The 22,483-nt window shown below is 60.6% G+C and carries 14 protein-coding genes; 3 read left to right on the top strand and 11 right to left on the bottom strand.

Features of this window, described 5'->3' with window-relative positions; translation table 11 throughout:
* Positions 1-41: 41 nt before the first annotated feature.
* From AB9N64_RS17330 to AB9N64_RS17320, 3 genes are read right to left on the bottom strand one after another with little or no spacing between them, the layout of a single operon-like run.
* Positions 42-713: a GNAT family N-acetyltransferase gene (locus AB9N64_RS17330; protein WP_371359556.1), complete on the bottom strand. Its 672-nt coding sequence runs from the start codon at positions 711-713 to the stop codon at positions 42-44.
* 10 nt (positions 714-723) lie between these two features.
* The gene (locus AB9N64_RS17325) at positions 724-1,170 is read right to left on the bottom strand and encodes a GNAT family N-acetyltransferase (RefSeq protein WP_014720543.1); all 447 of its coding nucleotides are present in this window, start codon (positions 1,168-1,170) and stop codon (positions 724-726) included.
* Entirely contained in the window at positions 1,167-1,805 is a 639-nt protein-coding gene (locus AB9N64_RS17320) for an FMN-binding negative transcriptional regulator (protein WP_019818148.1), read from the bottom strand. The genes AB9N64_RS17325 and AB9N64_RS17320 overlap by 4 nt, the downstream gene beginning before the upstream one ends.
* A gap of 87 nt (positions 1,806-1,892) precedes the next feature.
* Between AB9N64_RS17320 and AB9N64_RS17315 the strand changes: the two genes are divergently transcribed.
* Positions 1,893-3,431 carry a PLP-dependent aminotransferase family protein gene (locus AB9N64_RS17315; protein WP_019818147.1) on the top strand — a complete coding sequence of 513 codons (1,539 nt, stop codon included), beginning with the start codon at positions 1,893-1,895 and terminating at the stop codon, positions 3,429-3,431.
* A gap of 4 nt (positions 3,432-3,435) precedes the next feature.
* On the opposite strand, the gene AB9N64_RS17310 is transcribed toward AB9N64_RS17315, so the two are convergent.
* The 8 genes from AB9N64_RS17310 to aspA form a co-directional block, all read right to left on the bottom strand.
* Positions 3,436-8,058, bottom strand: coding sequence for a dermonecrotic toxin domain-containing protein (locus AB9N64_RS17310; protein ID WP_371359555.1), 4,623 nt, complete (start codon positions 8,056-8,058; stop codon positions 3,436-3,438).
* A 149-nt stretch (positions 8,059-8,207) separates the two neighbouring features.
* Complete coding sequence (locus tag AB9N64_RS17305) at positions 8,208-12,806, bottom strand: dermonecrotic toxin domain-containing protein (RefSeq protein WP_371359554.1); 4,599 nt, start codon at positions 12,804-12,806, stop codon at positions 8,208-8,210.
* 139 nt (positions 12,807-12,945) lie between these two features.
* Positions 12,946-14,037 carry a polyamine ABC transporter substrate-binding protein gene (locus AB9N64_RS17300; RefSeq protein WP_019818144.1) on the bottom strand — a complete coding sequence of 364 codons (1,092 nt, stop codon included), beginning with the start codon at positions 14,035-14,037 and terminating at the stop codon, positions 12,946-12,948.
* The gene (locus AB9N64_RS17295; protein ID WP_020302826.1) at positions 14,034-15,068 is read right to left on the bottom strand and encodes a histone deacetylase family protein; all 1,035 of its coding nucleotides are present in this window, start codon (positions 15,066-15,068) and stop codon (positions 14,034-14,036) included. The genes AB9N64_RS17300 and AB9N64_RS17295 overlap by 4 nt, the downstream gene beginning before the upstream one ends.
* Before the next feature lie 132 nt (positions 15,069-15,200).
* Complete coding sequence (locus AB9N64_RS17290; protein WP_014720537.1) at positions 15,201-16,193, bottom strand: AraC family transcriptional regulator; 993 nt, start codon at positions 16,191-16,193, stop codon at positions 15,201-15,203.
* A gap of 50 nt (positions 16,194-16,243) precedes the next feature.
* A complete protein-coding gene (locus tag AB9N64_RS17285) occupies positions 16,244-17,221 on the bottom strand; it encodes an asparaginase (RefSeq protein WP_019818141.1) in 978 nt (325 codons plus the stop codon).
* 76 nt (positions 17,222-17,297) lie between these two features.
* The gene (locus AB9N64_RS17280) at positions 17,298-18,743 is read right to left on the bottom strand and encodes a sodium:alanine symporter family protein (protein ID WP_014720535.1); all 1,446 of its coding nucleotides are present in this window, start codon (positions 18,741-18,743) and stop codon (positions 17,298-17,300) included.
* A gap of 391 nt (positions 18,744-19,134) precedes the next feature.
* Entirely contained in the window at positions 19,135-20,559 is a 1,425-nt protein-coding gene (gene aspA, locus AB9N64_RS17275; RefSeq protein WP_003195657.1) for an aspartate ammonia-lyase, read from the bottom strand.
* Positions 20,560-20,740: 181 nt separating this feature from the next.
* Here aspA and AB9N64_RS17270 point away from each other — a divergent pair, with 181 nt between their 5' ends.
* Positions 20,741-21,649: a LysR substrate-binding domain-containing protein gene (locus tag AB9N64_RS17270; RefSeq protein WP_019818139.1), complete on the top strand. Its 909-nt coding sequence runs from the start codon at positions 20,741-20,743 to the stop codon at positions 21,647-21,649.
* Positions 21,650-21,980: 331 nt separating this feature from the next.
* Positions 21,981-22,472, top strand: a complete 492-nt coding sequence (purE, locus tag AB9N64_RS17265) for a 5-(carboxyamino)imidazole ribonucleotide mutase (RefSeq protein WP_003195648.1) — start codon at positions 21,981-21,983, stop codon at positions 22,470-22,472.
* Positions 22,473-22,483 lie beyond the last annotated feature (11 nt).

Genomic DNA, 22,483 nt, shown 5'->3' with positions numbered 1-22,483 from the left:
TGTCTGTATCGCAGGCAAGCCAGCTCCCACACATGTGAGTATTAACCCCGACACTCTGTGAGTGTCTTCAACTGGCCCGACCCACTCTGGTTCGCCTCCGACAACCACGTCTCAAACCCGGCACCGACCTTCGGCCATTCCGAATCCAGGATCGAATACCACGCCGTATCGCGGTTCTGCCCTTTGACCACCATGTGCTGGCGGAACACCCCTTCAAAACTGAACCCCAAGCGCTCGGCTGCGTACTTGGACCGCGCGTTGCCGTTGTTGCACTTCCACTCCAGCCGACGGTAGCCCTGCTCGAACGCATATTTGGCCAGCAGGTACACCGCTTCGGTGCTTTTCGGCGAGCGCTGCATCGGTGCGCCGAAGGTGACGTGGCCGATTTCGATACGGCCTTGCGCCGGGACGATGGACATCAGGCTGAGGATGCCCTGAACCTGGCCCGTTGCGCGGTCGATCACGCTGAAAAAGTACGGGTCGCTGTGGGCGGCGTGGTTGTTCAACCAGGCGTCGAAGGCACTGCGCTCGGTGAACGGGCCGTAGGGCAAGTAATCCCACAGCTTCGGGTCGGCCCCTGGGCCTTCAAGGGCTTGCCACAGTTGATCGGCATGGCGCGCCGGGTCGAGCTTTTCCAAGTGGATAAAACGCCCTTCAAGCAGTTGCGCAGTCGGCGCCGGGACGCCTTTCCAATCAGCGAGGGAAGTGATCATGCTGTGCTCCTTAAAGACCTTTGCGAAATTGGATGAAGCCTGGGCGTTCGGCGATGCGCTCGTAGAGTTGGATCGCGGTGGCGTTGGTCTCGTGGGTCAACCAGTGCACTTTGCAGCAGCCATCGGCCTTGGCGGTGGCGTAGACGAATTCGATCAGCTTGCGACCTACGCCCGTGCCACGTTGGGTCGGGTCCACCAGCAAATCCTGCAGGTAGCAGGAGTTCTCGATGCTCCAGTTGGAGCGATGGTAGATGAAGTTGACCATGCCCACCGCCTTGCCGTCCTGCCAGGCCAGTGCCGAATGGGTCGGCTCGCGGGGGTCGATCAGGCGTTGCCAGGTGCTTTGGCTGACGGCGTCCGGCAGTTCGGTGTTGTAGAACGCCAAGTAGGCCTGCCACAGCGGCAGCCAGGCGGCTTGGTCGGCGGCTGTAACCTGGCGAATGTCGATCAAGCTCATTCTGAAACTCCTTGGGGAATAAAGCGGGCGAGGGTCTGGTCACGTACATCGGCACTGGCGGCCAGGCCGTCACGCACACCGGCCATGTCGGCGGCGCTGCGGTTCTGGCTGAGCTTGCGTTTGCCCACCAGGCGCTCGATCGGCAGGGCAAAGCCGACGATGGCCTTGAGCATGCCGTCAATGTAGTCCGCCGGTGCGTCGCTGACACGCCAGGGTTGGGCGCGGCCGCTTTCATGGCGGTCGGTGAGGGCGGTGACCACCTTGAGCAAGCGCTCGGCGTCGCTGAATACCGCAGGCGTGCCATAGGCGTGCACGGCGATGTAGTTCCAGGTCGGGACCACTTTGCCGTGCTCGGCCTTGGCGGGGTAAAACGCCGGGCTGATATAGGCGTCGGCACCGGCGAAGATCACCAGCGCTTCACCGCCATTTTGCAGCTCGCGCCATTGCGGGTTGGCTTTGGCCAAGTGACCGTACAGCGTGCCATTGGGCCCTTCATCGGGGTTGAGCAGCAAGGGCAAGTGGCTGGCTTGCAGGCCGTTTTCACCCACGGTTACCAACTGCGCCAGACGGGTGTGCTGGATCAGTTGCTGGATTTCGGGCAAGTCATCGAGAGCAAAGGCGCGGGGTGTGTACATGGAGATTTTCCTTGGCGAATGCCTGCATCCTAGGCAGGCTATTGGTTCGTTGTAAGAGCCATCTAGCGCTATTTTTATAGGTCCAATATGCCGCCTGTTTCGCCACCGTTGTCCTTCAACCCCGCCGGTATCGAGCTGGACCGCCGCCAGGGCCTCACGCGCCAGCTGTATGAGGCCCTGCGCCAGCGGGTATTGGATGGGCGATTGGTCAGTGGCACGCGGCTGCCCGCTACCCGTGATCTGGCGGCGGCCTTGTCGATTTCCCGCAACAGCGTGGTGCGCGCCTACGATCAGCTGTACGCGGAGGGGTTTATCGAAAGCCGGGTCGGTGATGGCACCTATGTTGCCCAATTGCCGATGGCCGAAAAACTATCCACAAAAGTATCCACAGGGTTGTCAACAGGCTTATCCCCAGGCTTATCCACAAAATGGGCGAATTTGCCCGAGGATTTAGATGACGAAGTTATCCACAGCGCCGGTTTGGCACGGGTAAAAGACCATCATCTGCCTCAGCCGCCGTTGGGACCGCCCCGGGCATTTCGCGTGGGCGTACCCGCCTTCGATCTGTTCCCGTTTGAGGTATGGGCCAAGCTGAATGGGGCGTTCTGGCGCAAACCCGACCTGGAACAGCTGTGCTATGGCGACCCGGCCGGTGACGGTCGTCTGCGCGGTTTGATCGCCGCGTACCTGCGCAGCTCGCGCGGCATGCAATGCACGGCTGAACAAATTGTGATCACCAGCGGCGCACAGCAGGCCATTAGCCTTTGTGCACAGTTGCTGGTGGAGCCTGGGGATGGCGTGGCGGTGGAAAACCCTGGCTATCGCGCGGCCGGCCATGCATTCGCTTTGGCCGGCGGGCGACTGCATGGCGTGCCGGTCGACGGCGAGGGCATGGATTGCCAGGTGCTCAGTACCCTCAATGATTGCCGCGTGGCGTATGTCACGCCTTCCCATCAGTACCCGCTGGGCGTGGTGATGAGCCTGGCTCGGCGCCTGGAATTGCTGGCCTGGGCCGAACGTTCAGGCGGTTGGATCGTGGAAGACGATTACGACGGCGAGTACCGCTACAGCGGCGCGCCGCTGTCACCGTTGGCCGCGCTGGATCGCAGTGGCCGCGTGCTGTATGTGGGCACCTTCGGCAAGGTGGCGTTCCCGGCGTTGCGCCTGGGTTATCTGGTGTTGCCACCGGGCCTGGTGCAAGCCTTCACCCGGCGCCGCGCCGTGGACGTGCGTCACTCCGAAGTCAGCACCCAGGCGGTGATGGCCGAGTTCATGGCGGCGGGGCACTTCCAGCGCCACATTCGTCGGATGCGTCGCGCCGCGCTCAGCCGGCGCAATGCGTTGTTGGCCGGATGGCCCACCGGGTTGCCCGGGGTCGGCGCGTTGCCAAATGCCGCGGCGGGTTTGCACATCACGGTGCGGGTGGACAGCCTGGCCCGGGAGCAGGCGTTGCTCGCTCAGGCCCGTGCAGTGGATGTCGAGATCAATGGTTTGAGCAGCTATTGGCTGGCTGGCACACGCCCGCCACCGGACCAGCATGCTGGCCTGGTGATGGGGTTTGCCGCCGTGCCGGAGGCGGCCATTGCGCAGGCGCTGGCGCGTTTGCGTCAAGCGTGGAAGGCGTAGCCGATCAGTTCTTGAAGAACAGCGACTTGGCCAGTTGCTCACCGATACTGCGGCGGTGGATTTCTATGATGTCCCAGTCACTGGGCCCGGTACGTTGGTGGGCGCCGCCGAGCCGATGTTGTTCGCGGGTCTTGAGATGATCCTTGGTGAAATTCTCCAATGCAGCGTTCTTGGTTTCATAGTGAAAGTGCGCGTACCACAGCGCCGTGCCATTCTCGTTATCGCGAATCTCGTACTCGTCCAGAAAGTCCTTTCTGGGCCCCTTGAGGGCACGCCGAGTGATGACCTTGACGATGGTGATCAGCCCCTGGCTGTGCAGCCAGTTCACCCGTTCCGCGGTTGGGGGCTGGCGCTTGATCATGTCGATGTAGGTTTCTTTGCCCTGCCGATAGAAACGTTGTGCCGCGTCTTTGAGATGACGATTGGTCACAGCAGCGGAGGTATGTTCGCTTTCTGTGAGATTGCGCTGGGTCAGCGCTTCTTCGATGTTCTTTGACGCGTCTTCCAGCGTCTTCGCATAGTCATCGAACATATCTTGAATGTCTTGCGGAGCATGCCAGGGCTTTGTTGAGAAACCCTTGTATTTGCGAATTTCGGCGTGTTCGCCCTCCAATAGCGTTTGCCCAGCGTTGATGCTGGTGTCCAGGTCCACCGAAACAGGCACGGGTGGGTGCAGCGCAGTTTTGTGCCGTGTGACCCACACCCCTGGCGACTTTTCATGGAATGTGGCGATCACCTTGCCGGTCATGCCGGCCCTGACGTCTACCAGGGAACTGTCGGTTTCACGCGGTTCACCCATTACCAAGCCGTGATGGCGTGTTTTGATTACTTTGCGCCGCGGGCGGGGCTCGGTCTTCGAGCTGCCGGGCTTGGGCTCCAGGGCTTTCTTCGTTCGCAGCAATTGCGCCAGGTCGTGCACGGCCCTTTGGCTGAACTCGCCAATCTGTTGGCGGAAACTTTCCAGGCGGCTTTTGTGCAAGTGTTGTGGGTAATCGGCGTGAAGATCGAGCAGGCGCTGGTCGGCACTGGAAAATTGCTCTACCAGGCTGTTGAGTACATCGATGCGCTCATCCAGCGATGCGCCATTACCGCGTTCCACAATCTCATTGAAACTCTCGACGTTCAGTTCGGCGCTATCGACGATCTGGCCCATCCGCTCGCGCAGCGTGGCGGGGATCTGGCGTTGCTCTTCATCGATACACAAGTAGCGGCCCAGGATGATCTCCAGGGATTTGAGTTCAGTGAGGGTCAGCTGTGGCAACTCCCCGATGGTTTTACGAATGACGGCTGCACCCTCATCTCCCAATGCTCTGAGATCGTTGAAACGGTCGTTGATGAACTGCAGGCGCTTGATGATTGCCTGGTTCAGGGTGGACAGGTCTTGGGCGCTGCGAGCCTGGTTTTTATAGTCGATGTCCACCTCGGCGTCGAGGATTGGGGACGACGACTTCAGGGCCTCCCTATAACTCATCACTTGTTGCTCCAAAGCGATCTGAGTCAGTTGCAATTGCTGTTTCAGGTAACCGCTCATAGTGCTCTGGTAGGTGGGCACCGTGTCGATGATGCTCAAGGACTTCAGTTGGCTGATCGCTTCGTCATACGCCGCCAGCCGGCTGTCGACTTTACCGATGAACGTTGTACGTCGCAGGTCCGTGGACGGGCCAGGGGCAGCGTCCAGCGCAGGCTTTGCCTCAAGCACGTCCAGCTGTTGGCGGGCGGCGACCGCGTCGAAGGCGTTGAGTTGAGTCATAAGTGCCGCAATGCGCGCCGGCTGATCGATCTTGACCGCACGCCGCCGGTTTCGAAGACCGCCGCCGCGTAGCCGCAAACGGACATCGACAAACCATTGCCCCGCGAGGTTGCCGATCAGCGGTGGGCCGGTACGCGAAGGTTCCTTCGGGTCGATGATGACGACGCTGTCGTTGTCATCCACCGTGACCTCGAACCAACGCTCGCTGACCGGTGCGTACCACTTATCTGCAAGCGGATAGAGATTGAGATGGTGACCGGGGTTTTTATTTTGTTCACCGAGTTTTTCGGGCTTGGCGACCTTGAAGCTGTCGAGCGTCTTGGCCAGTCCGAGGCGGCTGTGACTGAGGGCTCCGCGAGTGTGCACGGGGCCTTGATGCTTGGCTGAAAGTTGGCTGTCGGAAATAGTGGTCTGTTGGACTGAAGTAAATGTCTTCTCGGTAACGGACGGCCTGCCTACCGTTTCAATCGTCGTTTTCGTGGGTTCAGTGCCGACCCTGGGGGAAGCGGATCGCTTGGACGCTCGAGGGTGGCGCAGGGCGATGTGCAGCGTTAGGGCCATGCCGAGGTTGAGGAAGACATCCACCAACGCTGTCCAGGAGGCGGGCTGGTCACTCTTGTTCACGGCCTCCTCAGCGGCCTGCAGGTCGTCCATGATTTGCCAGACCCAAGCGGCGATGCCAAGGGTGCGGCCCAGGAAGGGCAGGGCGGCGTTGAAAATTTGCCAGCCGGCCTGTCGAAAGGTCGCCCAGCGTTTCTGTACGTTGGACACCGACTGGCGTGTCGCCAACTCGACCATGGCATTGGCGTTGGCCTTGAACAGCGTGGCAAAAATGTCATTGCCCATTTCTTCATCGCTCAACGTCACCGGGCCACTCATGTACAGCACGGTGAGCGGTTCGACCAGTGCGCGCACCACGGTCCAGGGCGAAGGAAGGGTGTCGGGGAAAACGTATTGGGCGTAGTTGAATCTTTGCGGTTCAGGTAGCCAGGCCAACACCGACTCGCGCAAGGAGCGCTCATGTTTGATGGCATAGAGCAGGTTTTGCCGCGACGCAAATTGCATCAGGGCCGGCTCCAGCAATGGCCGATAGAGTACGCAGGGACCGTTGCCGGAATGCTTCGGGCCAATCACGAACATATTGGTGACCACGTCTTGCTCAGGCCCGGGGCGCAGACTGGGCACGAAGGCCAGGCGGCGGATGACAATGGGGTGCCCGTCGACACGGCGCGCATGTTCATCGGGATGCATGACGGCGGCGACGTAGCGATAACCCAGCTCATCGAAGCCGCCCTGGCTGCGGATTTTCATCTGCAGGGCCAGCAACGGCAGTTGAATCTGCAGGTGGCGGATGTAGAGCTGTTGGCGGTGACTCGACTGGGTGGGGTCATCGAGCAGTTGCTGTTTGACCAGCGCGGGGTAGCGCTGACCGATGTCGATGTCCTCGATCACGTCTTTCAGGTAGCTGTAGGTCAGCCATGCGGGCACGTCACCGCCCCTGCCGTTGTAGTGCACTGTCACGTTGCCGGTGGGCAGGCCGGTGAGGTTTTCCAAGGCCAGGTCGATCAGGCTGCGTCGTGTGGTGTCCACGGCTCCGGGGACGATAAACGTGCCCCACAGCACTGGGCTCTCGATAACGATTTCGATGTTATCCAAGTTCAGGCGCGCCCCCGCTTGGGGGGAGCGGATAAGGTTTTGCAGCTGTGTCCGGGCGTAGTCACGAATGGCTGGAATGCCGTCCTGAAACGTTTCGCCGTGATAATGGCTGTGCAGTTGGGCCAGGTTGATCATATAGCGGCCGTAGGCGGCGATATCGGAGTCCGTTGCCGAAGCCAGCCAGTCTGGAAGTTGTCGGTGAATATCGCGGATATTCGACAGCTGTTGATCGCTCATTTCTTCGATACTGGGCACGATGCGGGCAACCGTGGTCGCGGGCACCTTTGCTTCGGCCAGGTTACCCAGGCCGGATTCGCCATAACTGCCTATGGCGTAGATTTGCAACGAGATCAGATTGCAGGCCAGCGTATCGAAGAAGTTGCCGTCGGGTTCATACAAGCGCCATTGCAAGGTGGCGTCGCTGGCGGGCGCACTCATTCGCGCAGGCAGCGCGGCACCCAATTGTGCCAGTGACTCGAACGTTTCATACCCGCTCACCAACGAGTGCGTCAGGATCATCGGGCGATTGGCGTGCTCGCCCACCAATACGGTGATATCCAGGAAGCTGGCATGGGTGGACCGGCCGGCTTCAAGAATGTCCACGTCGACCAGGTACGCGTGGGTCTTGTAAGGGTCTTTCAGCGAGCGTCTGGCCAGGTCGGGTTCCTGGAAAAATGCACGTGCCATCGCGCTTTCGTGCTCACTCAGGCCTTGCTCTTCGGTGATGTTCCACACTTTCCTCAGTGTGCTGGATAAGGATTGCCAGCGCGGACCGGTGGTGCCATTGGACGCGTTCCAGAAGTCCAGTTGCTGTTCCTGGAATGCAGTGAACAGCAGGTCGGATAGCTCGTTGATCAGGCGTGCGATGGCATCGATTTTCACTGCCAGATGCACAGGAATCAGAGCGTACGGCTGCAAGGTGAGGAAATGTTGGCCGTCGATATAGGTCACTCTCTCGCTGGACAGTGCCTGGCGGGCCAGCACTGAGGTGAGCGATTCGACAGTGGCCGGCGCACGCACGACGTCGTTGCCGACCACCACCCATTGAGGGCTGACGACCATGGCCAGGTCGGGTTCGATATCCAGCGTGGGATATAGCGCCTTGATAGCTGAGCGCAATGCCGTTGCGGCCACTTCGCGGATAGTGGGGCCACTGGTTAACTGGGTCAGCAGTTCATAGGTAGTAGGTGGACGGTGATTGTTGACAGTGTCATTGGGCATGCGCAGCTCCTTTGCATTCAATGGCCCGTACGGGCTTTAAGGAACGCGCAAGGTAGCGAGCGACGTTACCGCAGGGGTGGTAGATACGTCGCGCTGCGGCTGGCTGCGGTCATGAGTCGAGGGCGCGAACGCCCCCGCCTCAGGGGGAGTCATTTCACCGTGAAAAACAACCGCCGGGCCTGGTCTAGATTGATGTCACTGAGATACACCGCGGTTTTCTGCTTCTCGCCAAGGCCGTTGAGGGTGTCGGACTCCGCGCCACGGGCGTGCTCCTGCGGGGTTTTCAGGCGCGCGCGCAGGAATGCCTTGGCGGGCACCCAGTCGGTTGAGTAATGAAAGTGGGCATACCACAGCACGCTATGGTCTTCGCGGTTGTGGATGGTGTACTCGTCCAGATAGTCCTTCTCCGGGCCTTTGAGCCGTCGCCGCGTGACGGTTTTCTTGATGACGACCTCTTGGTTTCTCAGCAGCCATTCCAGAGCATGCACGGTGGGTGGATGCTTTTTGAACAACAACGACTTGTAGCGTGAAGCCTCCTTGTAGAGGGCTTGGGCCGCCTCGTTGAGCTTTCTGTCCACAAGCGCAGCCGAGTCCTTGTGGCTCTCGGTTGCGTTGCCTTGGGTGAGGGCCTCTTTAATATTCGAAGACGCCTGTTCCAGCGCCAATGCGTGCTGGTGAAACAACGTTTCTATGCCGATGGCCGTGCGCTCCGGCTTGGCCGCTTGTTCGGCGGTCCGCTGCTTGAAAGTCTCCAGTGCGTCCAACAGGTCCTGTGCCTGTTTGATGCGGGTGGCAACGTCCACGACAACACTGGGTTGTGTTTCGGCGGGCGTTACGCGCTGTACCCAGACGCCTGCGGGCTTTTCGTGGAAGGTCGCCATGATGTCCTGAGTCAGTGGAGATCTGATATCTACCAGACCGGTTTCCTCGCCTGTTGCTGACAGGCGTGGGTCACCGACCAGCACACCGTTGTAACGCGTATAAATGACTTTTTTCCTGGCTTTAGGCGGGGTCGGCGGCGGAGTTGGCCGGTTTCTGATGGCGTCCCGGTCACTGTGCAGCAGCTCCAGGTGGCCAACGGTTTCGTTGTAGAAGCTGCGGATTTTTTCACGCAGGCGCGTAAGGGGGGTGGTCAGTGCAACGTTGGTAAATTCCGCTGGAAAGTCCTGCAGGCGTTCATCAAGGACATTGAACTGTTCGACCAGGCTGCCCACGGTTTCGATGCGTTCGTCCAGACGCGACTCGCTGCGTTCGAACAGGGTTTCACGCAAGGTCTGAATCGACAGATTGGCGCTGTCGACAATACGGTCGATGGCGTTCCAGGCATCCGGAGCCGTGGTCATGCTGTTTTCGTCCACGCACAGATTGCGCGCCAGGGTCACTTGCAGGAACCTGAGGTCGCGGGCCGTGTAAATCGGCAAGCTTTTGCGGTGTTGGCAGATAGCCTTGAAGCCGGATCGCCCCATCGTTCTAAGCTGAGCGAACCGCGACTCTGTGTAGTTCAGGCGTGCGATCATGTCCTGGCTCATCTCGGTCAAGGTTTGGGCGTCCTCGATATGGCGCTCCTCGGGATGGCTGGCCTGGCGCTCAATCTGGTCCAGCACGGTTTTAAGCTTCGGTGTGAACGTGACTTGAGCTTCGCGTATATCGGTTTCCGTCAGGTCCAACTGGGCGCCGACGTAGCGCACGACTTGCTCTTGATAATTCGCAGTCGGGGCAAACACATTCAAGATCTTGAGTTGTTGCAGCGCCGTTTCGTAGTTATTTCGCTGGGCCTCGAGCTTTTGCAGGTAGATCTCACGGCGGGCATCGGCCGAAGTGCTGGCCTGGGGGTCCTCCATCTCAGCGCGGGCCGCCTGTATCTCCAATTGCGTGGCGCTCTTGTCTCGCTCAAATTCTGACAATCGCCGCTGGGCTTCCACTGCCTTGACGTCCGCTTCGGATTTGGACCTTTGCTGTTGTTTTTTCGGGCCGCCGCCGCGCAGACGCAGACGCGTGTCGATGAACCATTGGCCCTGGGCGTTGTGAATCAACGTCGGGCCTGTGCGCTCCGGTTGCTTGGGGTCGATGATGACCACTGTTTCATCGTCATCGGTGTTCACCTCAAACCAGCGCTCCCCCACGGGGGCGTAGTAGCGCTGTGCATGCCGGAATAGGTGCTGGTGCTGGCCTGCCGCGCTTTCAGCGGGGCCCAGGCCGTCGGGCTTATTGATTTTGAAGCTGTCGAGCAGGGTGGCAAGTTCGCCAGGGGCGCGCTTGATTGCGCCACTGATGTGCAAGTGAGGTGAATGTTTGGACGCCAACGCCTGGGTCAGGGACGGCTGTTGTTTGACGGTGACGTCCGTGGCGCTTGTCGGCTGCGGCAGGGTTGGCTGGGCCTTGCGTGGGTAGCCTGGACGGTGGCTGCGGCTGGCGACATGCAGGGTGATGGCCATGCCAAGGTTGAGCAGGACATCGGTGAGCGCCGACCACTCGGCTTGCTGCTCACCGTGCTCCTGGGCCTCGATAAAGTTTTGCAGTTGATCGACCACCTGCCAGATCCACACCGCCGTGCCCACGGTACGACCGAGAAAGGGCAGCACGGCGTTGAATATCAGCCAGCCGGCTTGCTTGAACGTGGCCCAACGGTTTTCGGCATTGGAAACCGATTGCCGATCCGACAGTTCGATCAAGGCATTGGCGTTGGCTTTGAACAGAGTGGAAAATCGGTCGCCGTTAAGCACTTGTTCACCCAGCGCCATGGGGCCGCTCATGGTCCATAGTTTGTCAGGCTCGATCAGGTAATCGGCCACCTGCCAAGGCGTAGGTAGTGCGCCGGGGAATACGTAATTGGCGTAGTCGTTACGCACCGCATCCGGTAGCCAGGCCAGTACCGACTCGCGCAGGGTGCTCGATTGCGAAATCCCATAGATCAGATTGGCCGGAGTCGGGAACTGCATCAGGGGCGGTGTGAACATCGGTCGATACAACAGGCATGGGCCGGCCGTCATGTCCTCGGGGCCGATCACGTACATGTTGGCAACGGTGTCCAATGTCGCTTCCGCGCGCCGCAGGGGCCGAAACGCCAATGGCCTGAGCACAATGGTTTGCCCGTCAACCTGGCGGTCAGTGGCCTCGTCTTGTAACACCGCCGCCACATAGCGGTAGCCTCGCTCGTCAATGCCTTCTTGCTGGCGAATCTTGGCTTGCAAGGCCTGCATAGGCAGTTGGATACGCAGGTGCTGGCTATAGAGGGTTTTACGGCGTAATGACTCCTGCGGGTCGTCCAGCAGTTTTTGTTTGATCAACGCGGGATAGGCACTGCCGATATCGGCATCGGTGACCAAGTCTACAAAATAGCCTGAGGTCATCCATCCAGGCAGGCTGAACCCCTTATCGATCTCGACAGATCGATTGCCGGTCGGCAGCGCAATCAGGTTTTGCAAGGCCAGTTCTACCACGCTCAAAGAGGTGGTTTCGAACTGACCCGGCACCACGAAGGTGCCCCAGATGACCGGGCTTTTCACCGTCAGGCGGATTTTATCCAAGGGAACGTTGGCGCTGGCAGGATGATCCTTGATCATTTGCGCCTTGATCACCTTCAACGCGTAAGCCTCGATGGAGGGAACGTCGTCGAGGTAAGAGCGGCCGGCGTTCTGGTTGTGCAGGGCGGCGAGGTCCTTCAAGTGCCGGGCAAAGAAGTTCTGGTCGGCGACGGACGCCTTCGTCAGCCAGTCGGGCAACTGGTTCTGATACCAGGCAAGCCCTGGGCCCTTTTCAGGGGCAAGCGGGGCGATGGCTGGCGGCGTGCCGAGGACGACATCGGCGTTATGGGTCTGGCGCAGGTCCGAGAAGTCGATTGCACCCACGGCCTCGACCAGCACGGACACCATTGCGCAGGCCTGATGATCAAAAAAGTCGCCATCAGGCTCGAACAGCCGCCAATGAATTTCCTGGTTCGAAGCAGAGGCTGGCAGGTGCAACGACAATGAATTGCCCAGGTGCTCCAGCGAAGGAAATTTTTCATAGCCCTTGAGCAGTGAATACATGAGGATCGAACGCTGCCCTTCATGTTCGCCGAGCAGTACCGCGATCACCACTTCATTCTGGTGCGTCACGTGGTCAGCGTCGACGCGGTCGATATCGATCAGGCAGGCCTTGAGGTTGTAAGGGTCTTTGCCCTTCCTGTCGGCTTTATCGGGGTGGGTGAACAGGGTGCGCGCCATGGCGCACTCGGTGGCGCTCCAGTCGTCTGCGGTCTCGACATTCCAGACTGCCCGCAACATGCTCGACAACTCGTGCCAATGCGGGCCGCTGCCGTTGGTTTGATTCCAGTAGGCGACCAACTGTTGCTGGAAGGCCCGCAGCATGACAGGAGCCAGCAGGTTGAGGGTTTTGGCGATTTCACAGATACGCACGGGCAAGTGAACCGTCGGCTCGACGATCGGTTGCTGGGTGAGAAAGTGTTCGCCCTCGATGTACAGGGTCGGCACTGACAGAACTGCCTGTTGAGCGAGGATGTCGCTGAGTGCCTGATATTCCGTGGGCCCCGCGACAATCTCGTCGTCAATCAGTCGCCAGGTCGGCGTGCCGACCATGGCGATGTCCGGGTTGATATCCAGCGTCGGGTACTGTTCCCGAAGTGACTGGCGCAACAGAGCCGATGCGGTCTCCCTGAATGAAGGGCCGACATAGAGTTGGGTGAACAGCGCTGAGCGCTCATCCAGCCGTTTGGCGTTCGTGTGGTTATTTGCAGCGGGTGAGGTCATAGAGTGGCTTCCCTGTCTGACCGGTTGATGGAGATAGCCCGAGGTATAGGTTCGGAATTTCCATGCTAGGGCTCGGCCAGACAGGTAGGCGGTGCTTACATAGGCCTGCTGTTAAATGCACGTACGCCAGTACAGCGCTTCACCTCCCGGACTTAATCTTGGTCCAGGCCCTTGTCCTGGCGCGTTCGGCTTTGCTGTCCAGGGGTTTGAGGGTGTAGAGCGTGGTCATGGCCGTGTCGGTCGGGTACAGGTTGGGGTTGTTGCGTATGGCCGGGTCGACCCGCTCGGTAGCGTCCTTGTTCGGGTTGGGATAACCGACAAAATCGCTGACCGGTGCGATGACGTCGGGTTGCAACAAATAGTTGATGAAGGTGTAGGCGTCGCCCGGATTTTTAGCGCCCTTGGGAATGGCGAGCATGTCGAACCAGATCGGCGCGCCTTCCTTGGGCAAGCGCATGTCCACGGTCACGCCATTCTTGGCTTCCTTGGCGCGGTTGGCGGCCTGGGAAAAACTGCCGGAGTAGCCCACCGCCACGCAGATATCGCCATTGGCGATGTCCGCCATGTATTTGGAAGAGTGAAAGTAGGTGATGTACGGGCGGATCTTCATCAACAGCGCTTCGGCCTTGTCGTAGTCCTTGGGGTTGCTGCTGTTGGGGTCCAGGCCCAGGTGCTGCAACGCCAGGGGCAGGATCTCCGAGGGCGAGTCCAGCAGCGCGACGCCGCATTGCTTGAGCTTGCTGATGTTCTCTTCCTTGAAGATCAGGTCCCAGCTGTCCACGGGGGCGTTGTCGCCCAGGGCCGCCTTGACCTTGGCTGGGTTGAAGCCGATCAGGATGGTGCCGTACATGTAGGGCACGGCGTATTGATTGCCGGGGTCGTTGGCCTCGATCAGCTTCATCAGCTTGGGATCGAGGTGGTTCCAGTTGGGCAGTTGGCTGCGGTCCAGGGGCTGGAACACGCCGGCTTCGATCTGTTTGGCCAGGAACACGTTGGAGGGTACCACCACGTCATAGCCGGAGTTGCCGGTGAGCAGTTTGGCTTCCAGGGCTTCGTTGGTGTCGAAGATGTCGTACACCAGCTTGATCGACGGGTGCTGGGCCTTGAAGTCTTCCAGCGCCTTGGGCGTGATGTAGTCGAACCAGTTGTAGACCTTCAGGGTTTTTTCTTCGGCCTGGGCTGCGCCGCTGACAACCACGGCGCACAGGGCGAGCGACTTGAGTATGTTCATTGGGCTGCTTCCTCGAAACCTTCCAGCACGTTGACGGCGTTGATGCCGATTTCCTCCACCGCGTAGCCGCCTTCCATCACGAACAGCGTGGGCTTGCCCAGGCGGGCAATGCGCGCGCCCATGGCCAGGTAGTCCGGGCTGTCGAGCTTGAACTGCGAGATAGGGTCGTCCTTGAACGTGTCCACGCCCAGGGACACCACGATGATATCGGCGGCGTAGCGCTCGATCTCGGCGCAGGCCTGTTCCAGCGCCGCGCTCCAGGCCTGCCAGCCGGACCCGGCCGGCAACGGATAGTTGAAGTTGAAACCAACGCCGGCGCCCTCGCCATGCTCATCGGCGTAGCCAAGGAAGAACGGAAATTCTGCCTCCGGATGGCCGTGGATCGAAGTGAACAGCACGTCGCTGCGCGCGTAAAAAATCGACTGCGTGCCGTTACCGTGGTGGTAGTCCACGTCGAGGATCGCGACCTTTTTGCAGCCTTGATCAAGGAATGCCTGGGCCGCGATGGCCGCGTTGTTGAGGTAGCAATAACCGCCCATCAAATCGCTGGCGGCGTGATGCCCCGGCGGGCGGCAAAGGGCGAAGGCACTGTGGGCGCCTTGGGCGATGGCGGCCTGCGCGGTAAGGGCCACTTGCGCCGCGCTGTAGGCCGCTTGCCAGGTGCCGGCGGTGATCGGCGCGCCACCATCGAAACTGTAATAGCCCAATTGGCCGTGCAGGCTGGTGGGAAGCACACGGCGCAACGTACGAGCGGGCCAGGTGTAGGGCAACAGGTCGCCGTCCTGGCCATACTCGGTCCAGCGTTGCCAGGCGCCTTTGAAGAAGTCGAGATAGTCGCGGCTGTGAATACGTTGCAGCGGCGCCAGGCCGAAGTCCTGAGGGGCCTGCACGGGGCCCAGTTCACGGTCCTTGACCCGTTGCAGCACGTGATCGGCACGCGAGGGCATTTCGAAGCAGGGCATCAGTTGCCCGTCCATCAGTTCACAGCGGCCATGGTGCAGGTGGTGATCGTCCGAGTAGATCGTCAGCATTTGTTGTTCTCCGCAGGCTGTATTCGTGAGTGCAGTCTTGCGGCGCACGCGCTTTATGAGAACGACAGGAGCGGCCAAAAGGAGATAAATATGGCCAAAGTGTGTGTCCGCAATTCGCCCCTTATTGGCGCGTCATGCTCGAAATTGGCTCGGCGTGACGCCGCTCCAGCGCACGAACGCATGCCTGAAGCTCGCCGTTTCGCTGAACCCCAGCGTCTCGGCAATCCGGTGGATTGGCCACAGGTCGTTAGCCAACAACTGTTTGGCGCGTTCGAAGCGCAGCTCATCGAGCAGTTCCTGATAGCTGCAACCCAGGTTGTGCAGGTGCCGGCGCAGGGTGCGCGCCGAACAGTTCATCTGCTGGGCCAGGCCATCGAGCCCAGGTGCGGCGTGCAATTGTGCAGCCAGCAACTGGCGGATTCGCCCCAGCCAGGCCTCGCGCCCGGTGAATTCGGTGTTCTGTTTGCGACAACGTTCGACCATGGCCTGGTGGGTGACCGCGTCGGCCAGGGGCAAAGGTTGGGCGAGCCAGCGTTTATCAAAGGCGAACGCGTTGGCTATCGCCTGAAACTGGAGCGGGCAGTCGAAGCTCTCGGCGTAGCGGGCCTGATAATCCGGCGCCTCGTGCTCGAACCGAGCGCCCAACAACGGCAGGGGATGGCCGAGCAGGTCGTCGCAAATGACCTTCAGTGATCCCAGGCACAGCTCGACATTGAAGGCAGTCAGTGCCGGGTTTTCGCGGTAGTCGCCGGCCGTGAACCAGATGCGTTCGCCGTCTTCGTCCAGGCTCAGTTCAAAGAGTGTTCCCAACAGCGCCGGATACCGCAGGGCCAGGCGCAAAGCGTCACCGAAAGTGGCACTGGTGAGCAGGGCATAGCCCAGTAGGCCGTACGAGGAAACATGCATACGCCGCCCAACGATCAAGCCGATATCACGCTGATGGGCCACGGCATTGGCGCACACTTGCATCTCCTGATGTGTGGCGATACGCGTGTCGGCGCGGCTCAAATCCGCCGCACAGATGCCGCTGCCCGCCAGCAATGCTTCGTGGGGCAAGCCTTCGGCCTCGAAGGTACGCAGCACCAGGGACACGGCATTGAGGGTGGTGAGGTGGGAATGCAGCATGGGAACTTCCAGCCAGGGGATGGCTGGAAGTGGAGCAAGTTACATGCCGGTCAGCTCAGCTCGCCGCACAGGTCCAATTCCACCAGGCGGCGGATTTCTTCGCTGTCCAGCCCCGCGCCGATCAAGGCGTTGAGCTTGCCGAAGGCTGCTTCTCGGGTCATGCCGCCGCCGGACAGTACACCCACGCTGCGCAGGCGGCTGCCGGCTTCGTAGACATCCAGTTCCACGCCGCCTTCATGGCATTGGGTGATTGCAACCACTACCACCTCTTGATCCTGCGCACGTTGCAGGCTGGCGAGGAAGGCCGGATTTTCACTTGGCCCGGTGCCGCTGCCGAAGCATTCGAGTACCAATGCCTGGATGCCGCTGTCGATCAATGCATCCAGTTGCGCGGCAGCAATGCCCGGAACGAGCGGCAGGACGCCAACGTTGGCCGGGGCCTTGTCGTTGCGGTAGGCCAGCGCGGCGGGAAGCCTGTCTGCCAGGGCGACACCGCCGTTGCGCTGCAGTGCGGCAAACGGGTTGCGCCCAAAACTGCGAATCTTCGCGCAGCGAGTCGGCGCCATCAGCGCGCCGTGGAAGTACAGGTGCACACCCGGCTTCAGGCCTTCGCCCAAGGCCGTCAACGCACCGCTGACGTTTTCCCAGGCATCGCTGTCGGGCACACCGGCCGGCAGCATCGAACCGGTGAACACCACCGGCGCCGGGAGGCCCAGCAGCTGGAAGCTCATGGCCGCTGCGCTGTAGGCCAGGGTGTCGGTGCCGTGCAGGATCAGTACGGCATCGCAGCCGGCGTCTACCGCCTCGACCACGGCGCTGCGCAGGCGTTGCCAGTAGGCGGGGTTCATGTTGGCGCTGTCGATCAGTGGTGACATTTCCCGGAAGCGCCACGCGGGCAGGTCTGCGTCGGCAAACTGTTCTCGCATACGCACTTCAAAACCAGACGCGGGCGCCAGGCCATTGGCGCTGGCCTGCATGCCGATGGTGCCGCCGGTGTAGAGCACCATGACGTTGTTAGCTGATTGCATCGAAAATCTCCTGAACGAAAAACGCCGCCGGGCCCAGAGCATGCCCAAGGCCGGGCGGCGTGTCATCTAACCGTGATTAACGTTGCGCTTGAGCGCTCAGTTCAGCTGCCGGAGCCGCCTCGGTTTGCACCGGGTTGGCTGGCCATGCCTTGCGGTCCAGGTCCAGGTCGGGGAACTGGCTGGAGTCGAACACCGGGGTCTTGATGCCCGCTGCGCGCTGGTTGTCGTAGTCATTGAGGATGCGCATGGCAATCTTGAACAGGAACGCCAGGGCAAACAGGTTGACGAACGCGAGCATGGTCATGGTGATGTCGGCGAAGGCGAACACGGTGCTCAGGTTCTCGATCGAGCCCCAGAAAATCAGCACCAGCACCAAGGCGCGATAGCCCATCAGCACCTTGCGGTTATTGCCGACCAGAAAGCGCAGGTTGCTCTCGCCCAGGTAGTAGTTGTACATGATCGAGGTGAACACGAACAACGCCAGGGCCACCGAGATGAACATGCGGCCCCAGTCACCCACCACCGCCGCCAGGGAGTTCTGGGTCAGGGCAATGCCGTCGCCTTCAAAGCCTGGGGTGTAGAAACCCGACAGCAGGATCAGCAACGCAGTACAGGTGCAGATCACGAAGGTGTCGAGGAACACGCTGAACGCTTGCACCACGCCTTGGGCGATAGGGTGTTCTACCGACGCCACTGCCGCCACGTTAGGCGCACTGCCCAAGCCTGCTTCGTTGGCGAACACGCCGCGTTTTACACCCATGATGATCGCGCTGCCCACCAGGCCACCGAAGGCTTGGTCGAGGCCGAACGCGCTCTTGACGATGGTCGCGAGCATGGCCGGTACGTGGTCGAATTGCAGCACGATCACGTACAGGGTCACGGCGATGTACACCAGAGTCTTGACCGGTACCAGCAGGTCGGCAATCGAGGCAATACGCTTGATCCCGCCAATGAACACCAGGCCCAGCAACACCGCCAGCGCCAGGCCGGTGTAGGTGGTGTCGAGGCCAAACGCGTTATTCAACGAGTGTGTTACAGCGTGGGCTTGCAGGCCATTGAAGGCAAAGCCGAAGGTCACCAGCAGCAGGAACGCCATGACCATCCCCAGCCAGCGTTTCTGCAGGCCGTGCTGGATGTAATACGCCGGGCCGCCACGGTAGGTGCCTTCAGCGTCGGTGCGCTTGTACAACTGGCCGAGGGAGCACTCGATAAAGCTCGAAGACATGCCCACCAGCGCGGTGACCCACATCCAGAACACGGCACCCGGGCCACCCAACGTCACGGCAATGCCGACACCGGCGATGTTACCGGCACCCACTCGGCCGGCCAGGCTGAGCATCAGCGCCTGGAACGAGCTGAGTTGGCCGGCGCTGCTCTTGAGGCTGTCTTTAAACACCGAGAACATGTGGAAAAAGTGACGCAACTGCACGAAACGCGAGCGGATCGTGAAATAACCGCCGAGCCCGACTATGAGCACGATCAGTACTTTCCCTGAGAGGAAGTCGTTGATGACTTCGAGCATGGAGTGTTCCTCGCTGATTTTTCTAATGGCAAACGCAGGACGGTCCGACGCATCGCTCGGCACCAGGCAGTGCACGACGCTCGATCCCCATCCTTTTGCGGGTGTTGTTATTCATGCGCTTTCGCGTGGTTCCCGGGCCTCGTTACCGACAGCCGCAGACGCGAAGAGGGGCGGCACTATACCTAGGCGAGCGTGATCCGTCTGCACGGGGCGATTAAAGGTTTCAGCGCGGTCGCGCAAGGCGAGGAAGGTTTGCGGTGCGATATTAGATTTTTTATGGGCGTCATGGAGCAACCTCAAGGCAAAAAAAGGGCCTGAAGAACGAGCCTTCAGGCCCTCAAAAGGTGAGAGGTGTCTAGTCCCTCAACCTGGTGAGCGGTGCAACAAACGCTTAGGCCTTCAGCGGGACCAAACGTGGGGCAATCATGTTTTCCGGGCGCAGGATGTCGTCGAGCATGGCGTCGTCGAGCAAGCCTTCTTCACGCACCAGTTCCAGCACGCCGCGCCCGCTTTCCAGAGCGATACGCGCAATGCGGGTGGCGTTTTCATAGCCGATGTACGGGTTCAGCGCGGTGACCAGGCCGATGGAGTGTTCCACCAGTTCGCGGCAGCGCGCTTCGTTGGCGGTGATGCCGACGATGCAGTGCTCGCGCAGCATGTCCATGGCGCGTTGCAGCAGGCGGATCGAGTCGAAGATCTTGAAGGCGATCAGCGGCTCCATCACGTTCAACTGCAGTTGGCCGCCTTCGGCTGCCATGGTCAGGGCCAGGTCGTTACCGATGACCTGGAACGCTACCTGGTTGACCGCTTCCGGGATTACCGGGTTGACCTTGCCGGGCATGATCGAGCTGCCTGGCTGGCGAGCCGGCAGGTTGATCTCGTTGATGCCGGTGCGTGGGCCGCTGGACAGCAGGCGCAGGTCGTTGCAGATCTTCGACAGCTTCACGGCAGTACGCTTGAGCATGCCGGAGAACAGTACAAAGGCGCCCATGTCGGAGGTGGCTTCGATCAAGTCGGCCGCCGGTACCAGCGGCTGGCCGCTGATGGTGGCCAGGCGTTGTACGGCCAGGGCCTGGTAGCGTGGGTCGGCGTTTATGCCGGTACCGATGGCGGTGCCGCCCAGGTTCACTTCGGTCAGCAGCTCCGGTGCCAGGGTTTTCAGGCGGGCCAGGTCTTCACCCAAAGTAGTGGCGAAGGCGCGGAATTCCTGGCCGAGGGTCATCGGCACGGCGTCTTGCAACTGGGTGCGGCCCATTTTCAGCACATGGCTGAACTCGGCGCCTTTGGCGGCGAACGCCTGGATCAGGCTGTCGAGGCTGGCCAGCAGCGCGTCATGGCCCAACAGCAGACCCAGGCGGATCGCGGTCGGGTAGGCGTCGTTGGTCGACTGCGCCATGTTCACGTCGTTGTTGGGGTGCAGGTACTGGTATTCGCCTTTCTGGTGACCCATGGCCTCCAGCGCGATGTTGGCGATGACTTCGTTGGCATTCATGTTGGTTGAAGTGCCGGCGCCGCCTTGAATCATGTCCACCACGAACTCTTCGTGGAAATCGCCGCGGATCAGACGCGCACAGGCTTCGCTGATGGCAGCGTGCTTGGCTTCGCTGAGCTGGCCCAACTCGCGGTTGGCGTCAGCGGCCGCTTGCTTGACCATTGCCAGACCGACCACCAATTTCGGGTAATGCGAAATCGGAACGCCCGAGAGACGGAAGTTATTCACCGCTCGCAGGGTCTGGATGCCGTAATACGCTTGAGCCGGTACTTCGAGTACGCCAAGCAGGTCTTTTTCGGTACGGAATGATGCAGCAGAGGACATGACGGAAATCATCTCAATATGGACCCGGAACTGGCCGGAACGCTGCGAATGCTAGGCTTGTAGAACTTTTTGGGCCAATGCTGTTAAACACTGGCCTATGCACAAACGGCATAATGTGGATGTGACCCGGTTATCTTGGCGGGCGTGTGTGCCAAAATGGTGCATTCCGTGGGAGGCAGTGATGAACCTTGAGAGCAAGTGGTTGGAAGACTTCAGCGCCCTGGCGGCGACGCGTAGTTTTTCCCAGGCGGCTGAGCGGCGCTTTGTCACCCAGCCGGCGTTCAGTCGGCGTATCCGCAGCCTGGAAGCCGCGTTGGGGCTGACGTTGGTCAACCGTTCACGCACGCCGGTGGAACTGACAGCGGCCGGGCAGTTGTTTCTGGTGACGGCGCGCACCGTGGTCGAACAGCTCGGTGAAGTACTGCGCCATTTGCATCACCTGGAAGGCGGGCAGGGCGAAGTCATGCAAGTGGCGGCCGCCCACTCCCTGGCCTTGGGGTTCTTCCCGCGCTGGATCGCGCAGTTGCGCAACGAGGGCTTGAATATCGCCACGCGGCTGGTGGCCACCAACGTCGGCGACGCCGTGCACGCCCTGCGCGAAGGCGGTTGCGACCTGATGCTGGCGTTCTACGACCCGGACGCGGCGATGCAAATGGACGCCGAGATTTTCCCGTCGCTGCACCTGGGCAACACCGAAATGCTCCCGGTGTGCGCCGCCGATGCCGAGGGCAAGCCGCTGTTCGACCTGGAGGGCGAGGGCAGCGTGCCGCTGCTGGCCTACAGCGCCGGCGCGTTCCTTGGCCGCTCGGTGAATTTGCTGCTGCGCCAGAGGGCTCTGCGCTTTACCACCATCTATGAAACCGCCATGGCCGACAGCCTCAAGAGCATGGCGCTCGAAGGCTTGGGAATCGCCTGGGTACCGCAGTTGAGCGTACGTGCAGAGTTGGCGCGCGGCGAACTGGTGGTGTGTGGCGGGCCGCAATGGCACGTGCCGCTGGAGATTCGTCTGTATCGCTGCGCGTTGGTGCGCAAGGCGAATGTGCGGTTGTTGTGGAGGAAGCTTGAAGGTGGGGCGGCGCAAAGCGCTTGAGCCCAGCGCAGAACACATGTGGGAGCTGGCTTGCCTGCGATAGCGGTGTGTCAGCCAACCTATTTTGCGCTGATCCACTGCTATCGCAGGCAAGCCAGCTCCCACAGGATTTCGTGGTGTTTTCGCTGACTCTTAAGTCAATAAAACCGCCACTTTGCGCCGCTAGACAGATGGTCATCCCAGGGGCTGTTTATCTGGATTATTACGGTATACTGCGCGGCCTTCGGCCGGTCCAACCGGCCTTAATTCGTACACCAAGCCACGCCGGTCTCCCGCGTGGCTTGTTGTTTTTTGACGCGCCTGCGGGCGCCCAGAGAGAAGAGGCACGACGATGAGTGCATTGGTTGGCGTGATCATGGGCTCCAAGTCCGATTGGTCCACCCTTAGCCACACCGCCGATATGCTGGAAAAACTCGGCATTCCGTACGAAGTGAAGGTGGTCTCCGCCCACCGCACCCCGGATTTGCTGTTCCAGTATGCCGATGAAGCAGAATCCCGTGGCATCGAGGTGATCATCGCCGGTGCCGGCGGCGCGGCGCACTTGCCTGGCATGTGCGCGGCCAAGACTCACCTGCCCGTGCTTGGCGTGCCGGTGCAGTCGTCGATGCTCTCGGGCGTGGATTCGCTGTTGTCCATCGTGCAGATGCCGGCTGGCATTCCGGTGGCAACCCTGGCGATCGGCAAGGCCGGCGCGATCAACGCAGCCTTGCTGTCCGCCAGCATCCTGGGCGCCAAGCACCCGCAGTTTCATGCGGTGCTGAAAAAATTCCGTGCTGAGCAGACAGACAGCGTGCTGGACAATCCAGACCCACGCATCGCCTGAGGTTGTTATTG

It is taken from the genome of Pseudomonas sp. KT_2_4 (assembly GCF_041410225.1).
Lineage (GTDB): Bacteria > Pseudomonadota > Gammaproteobacteria > Pseudomonadales > Pseudomonadaceae > Aquipseudomonas > Aquipseudomonas paracarnis.
The sequence above is the reverse complement of the archived record's forward strand: the minus strand, read 5'-3'. Positions and strand labels throughout refer to the sequence as shown.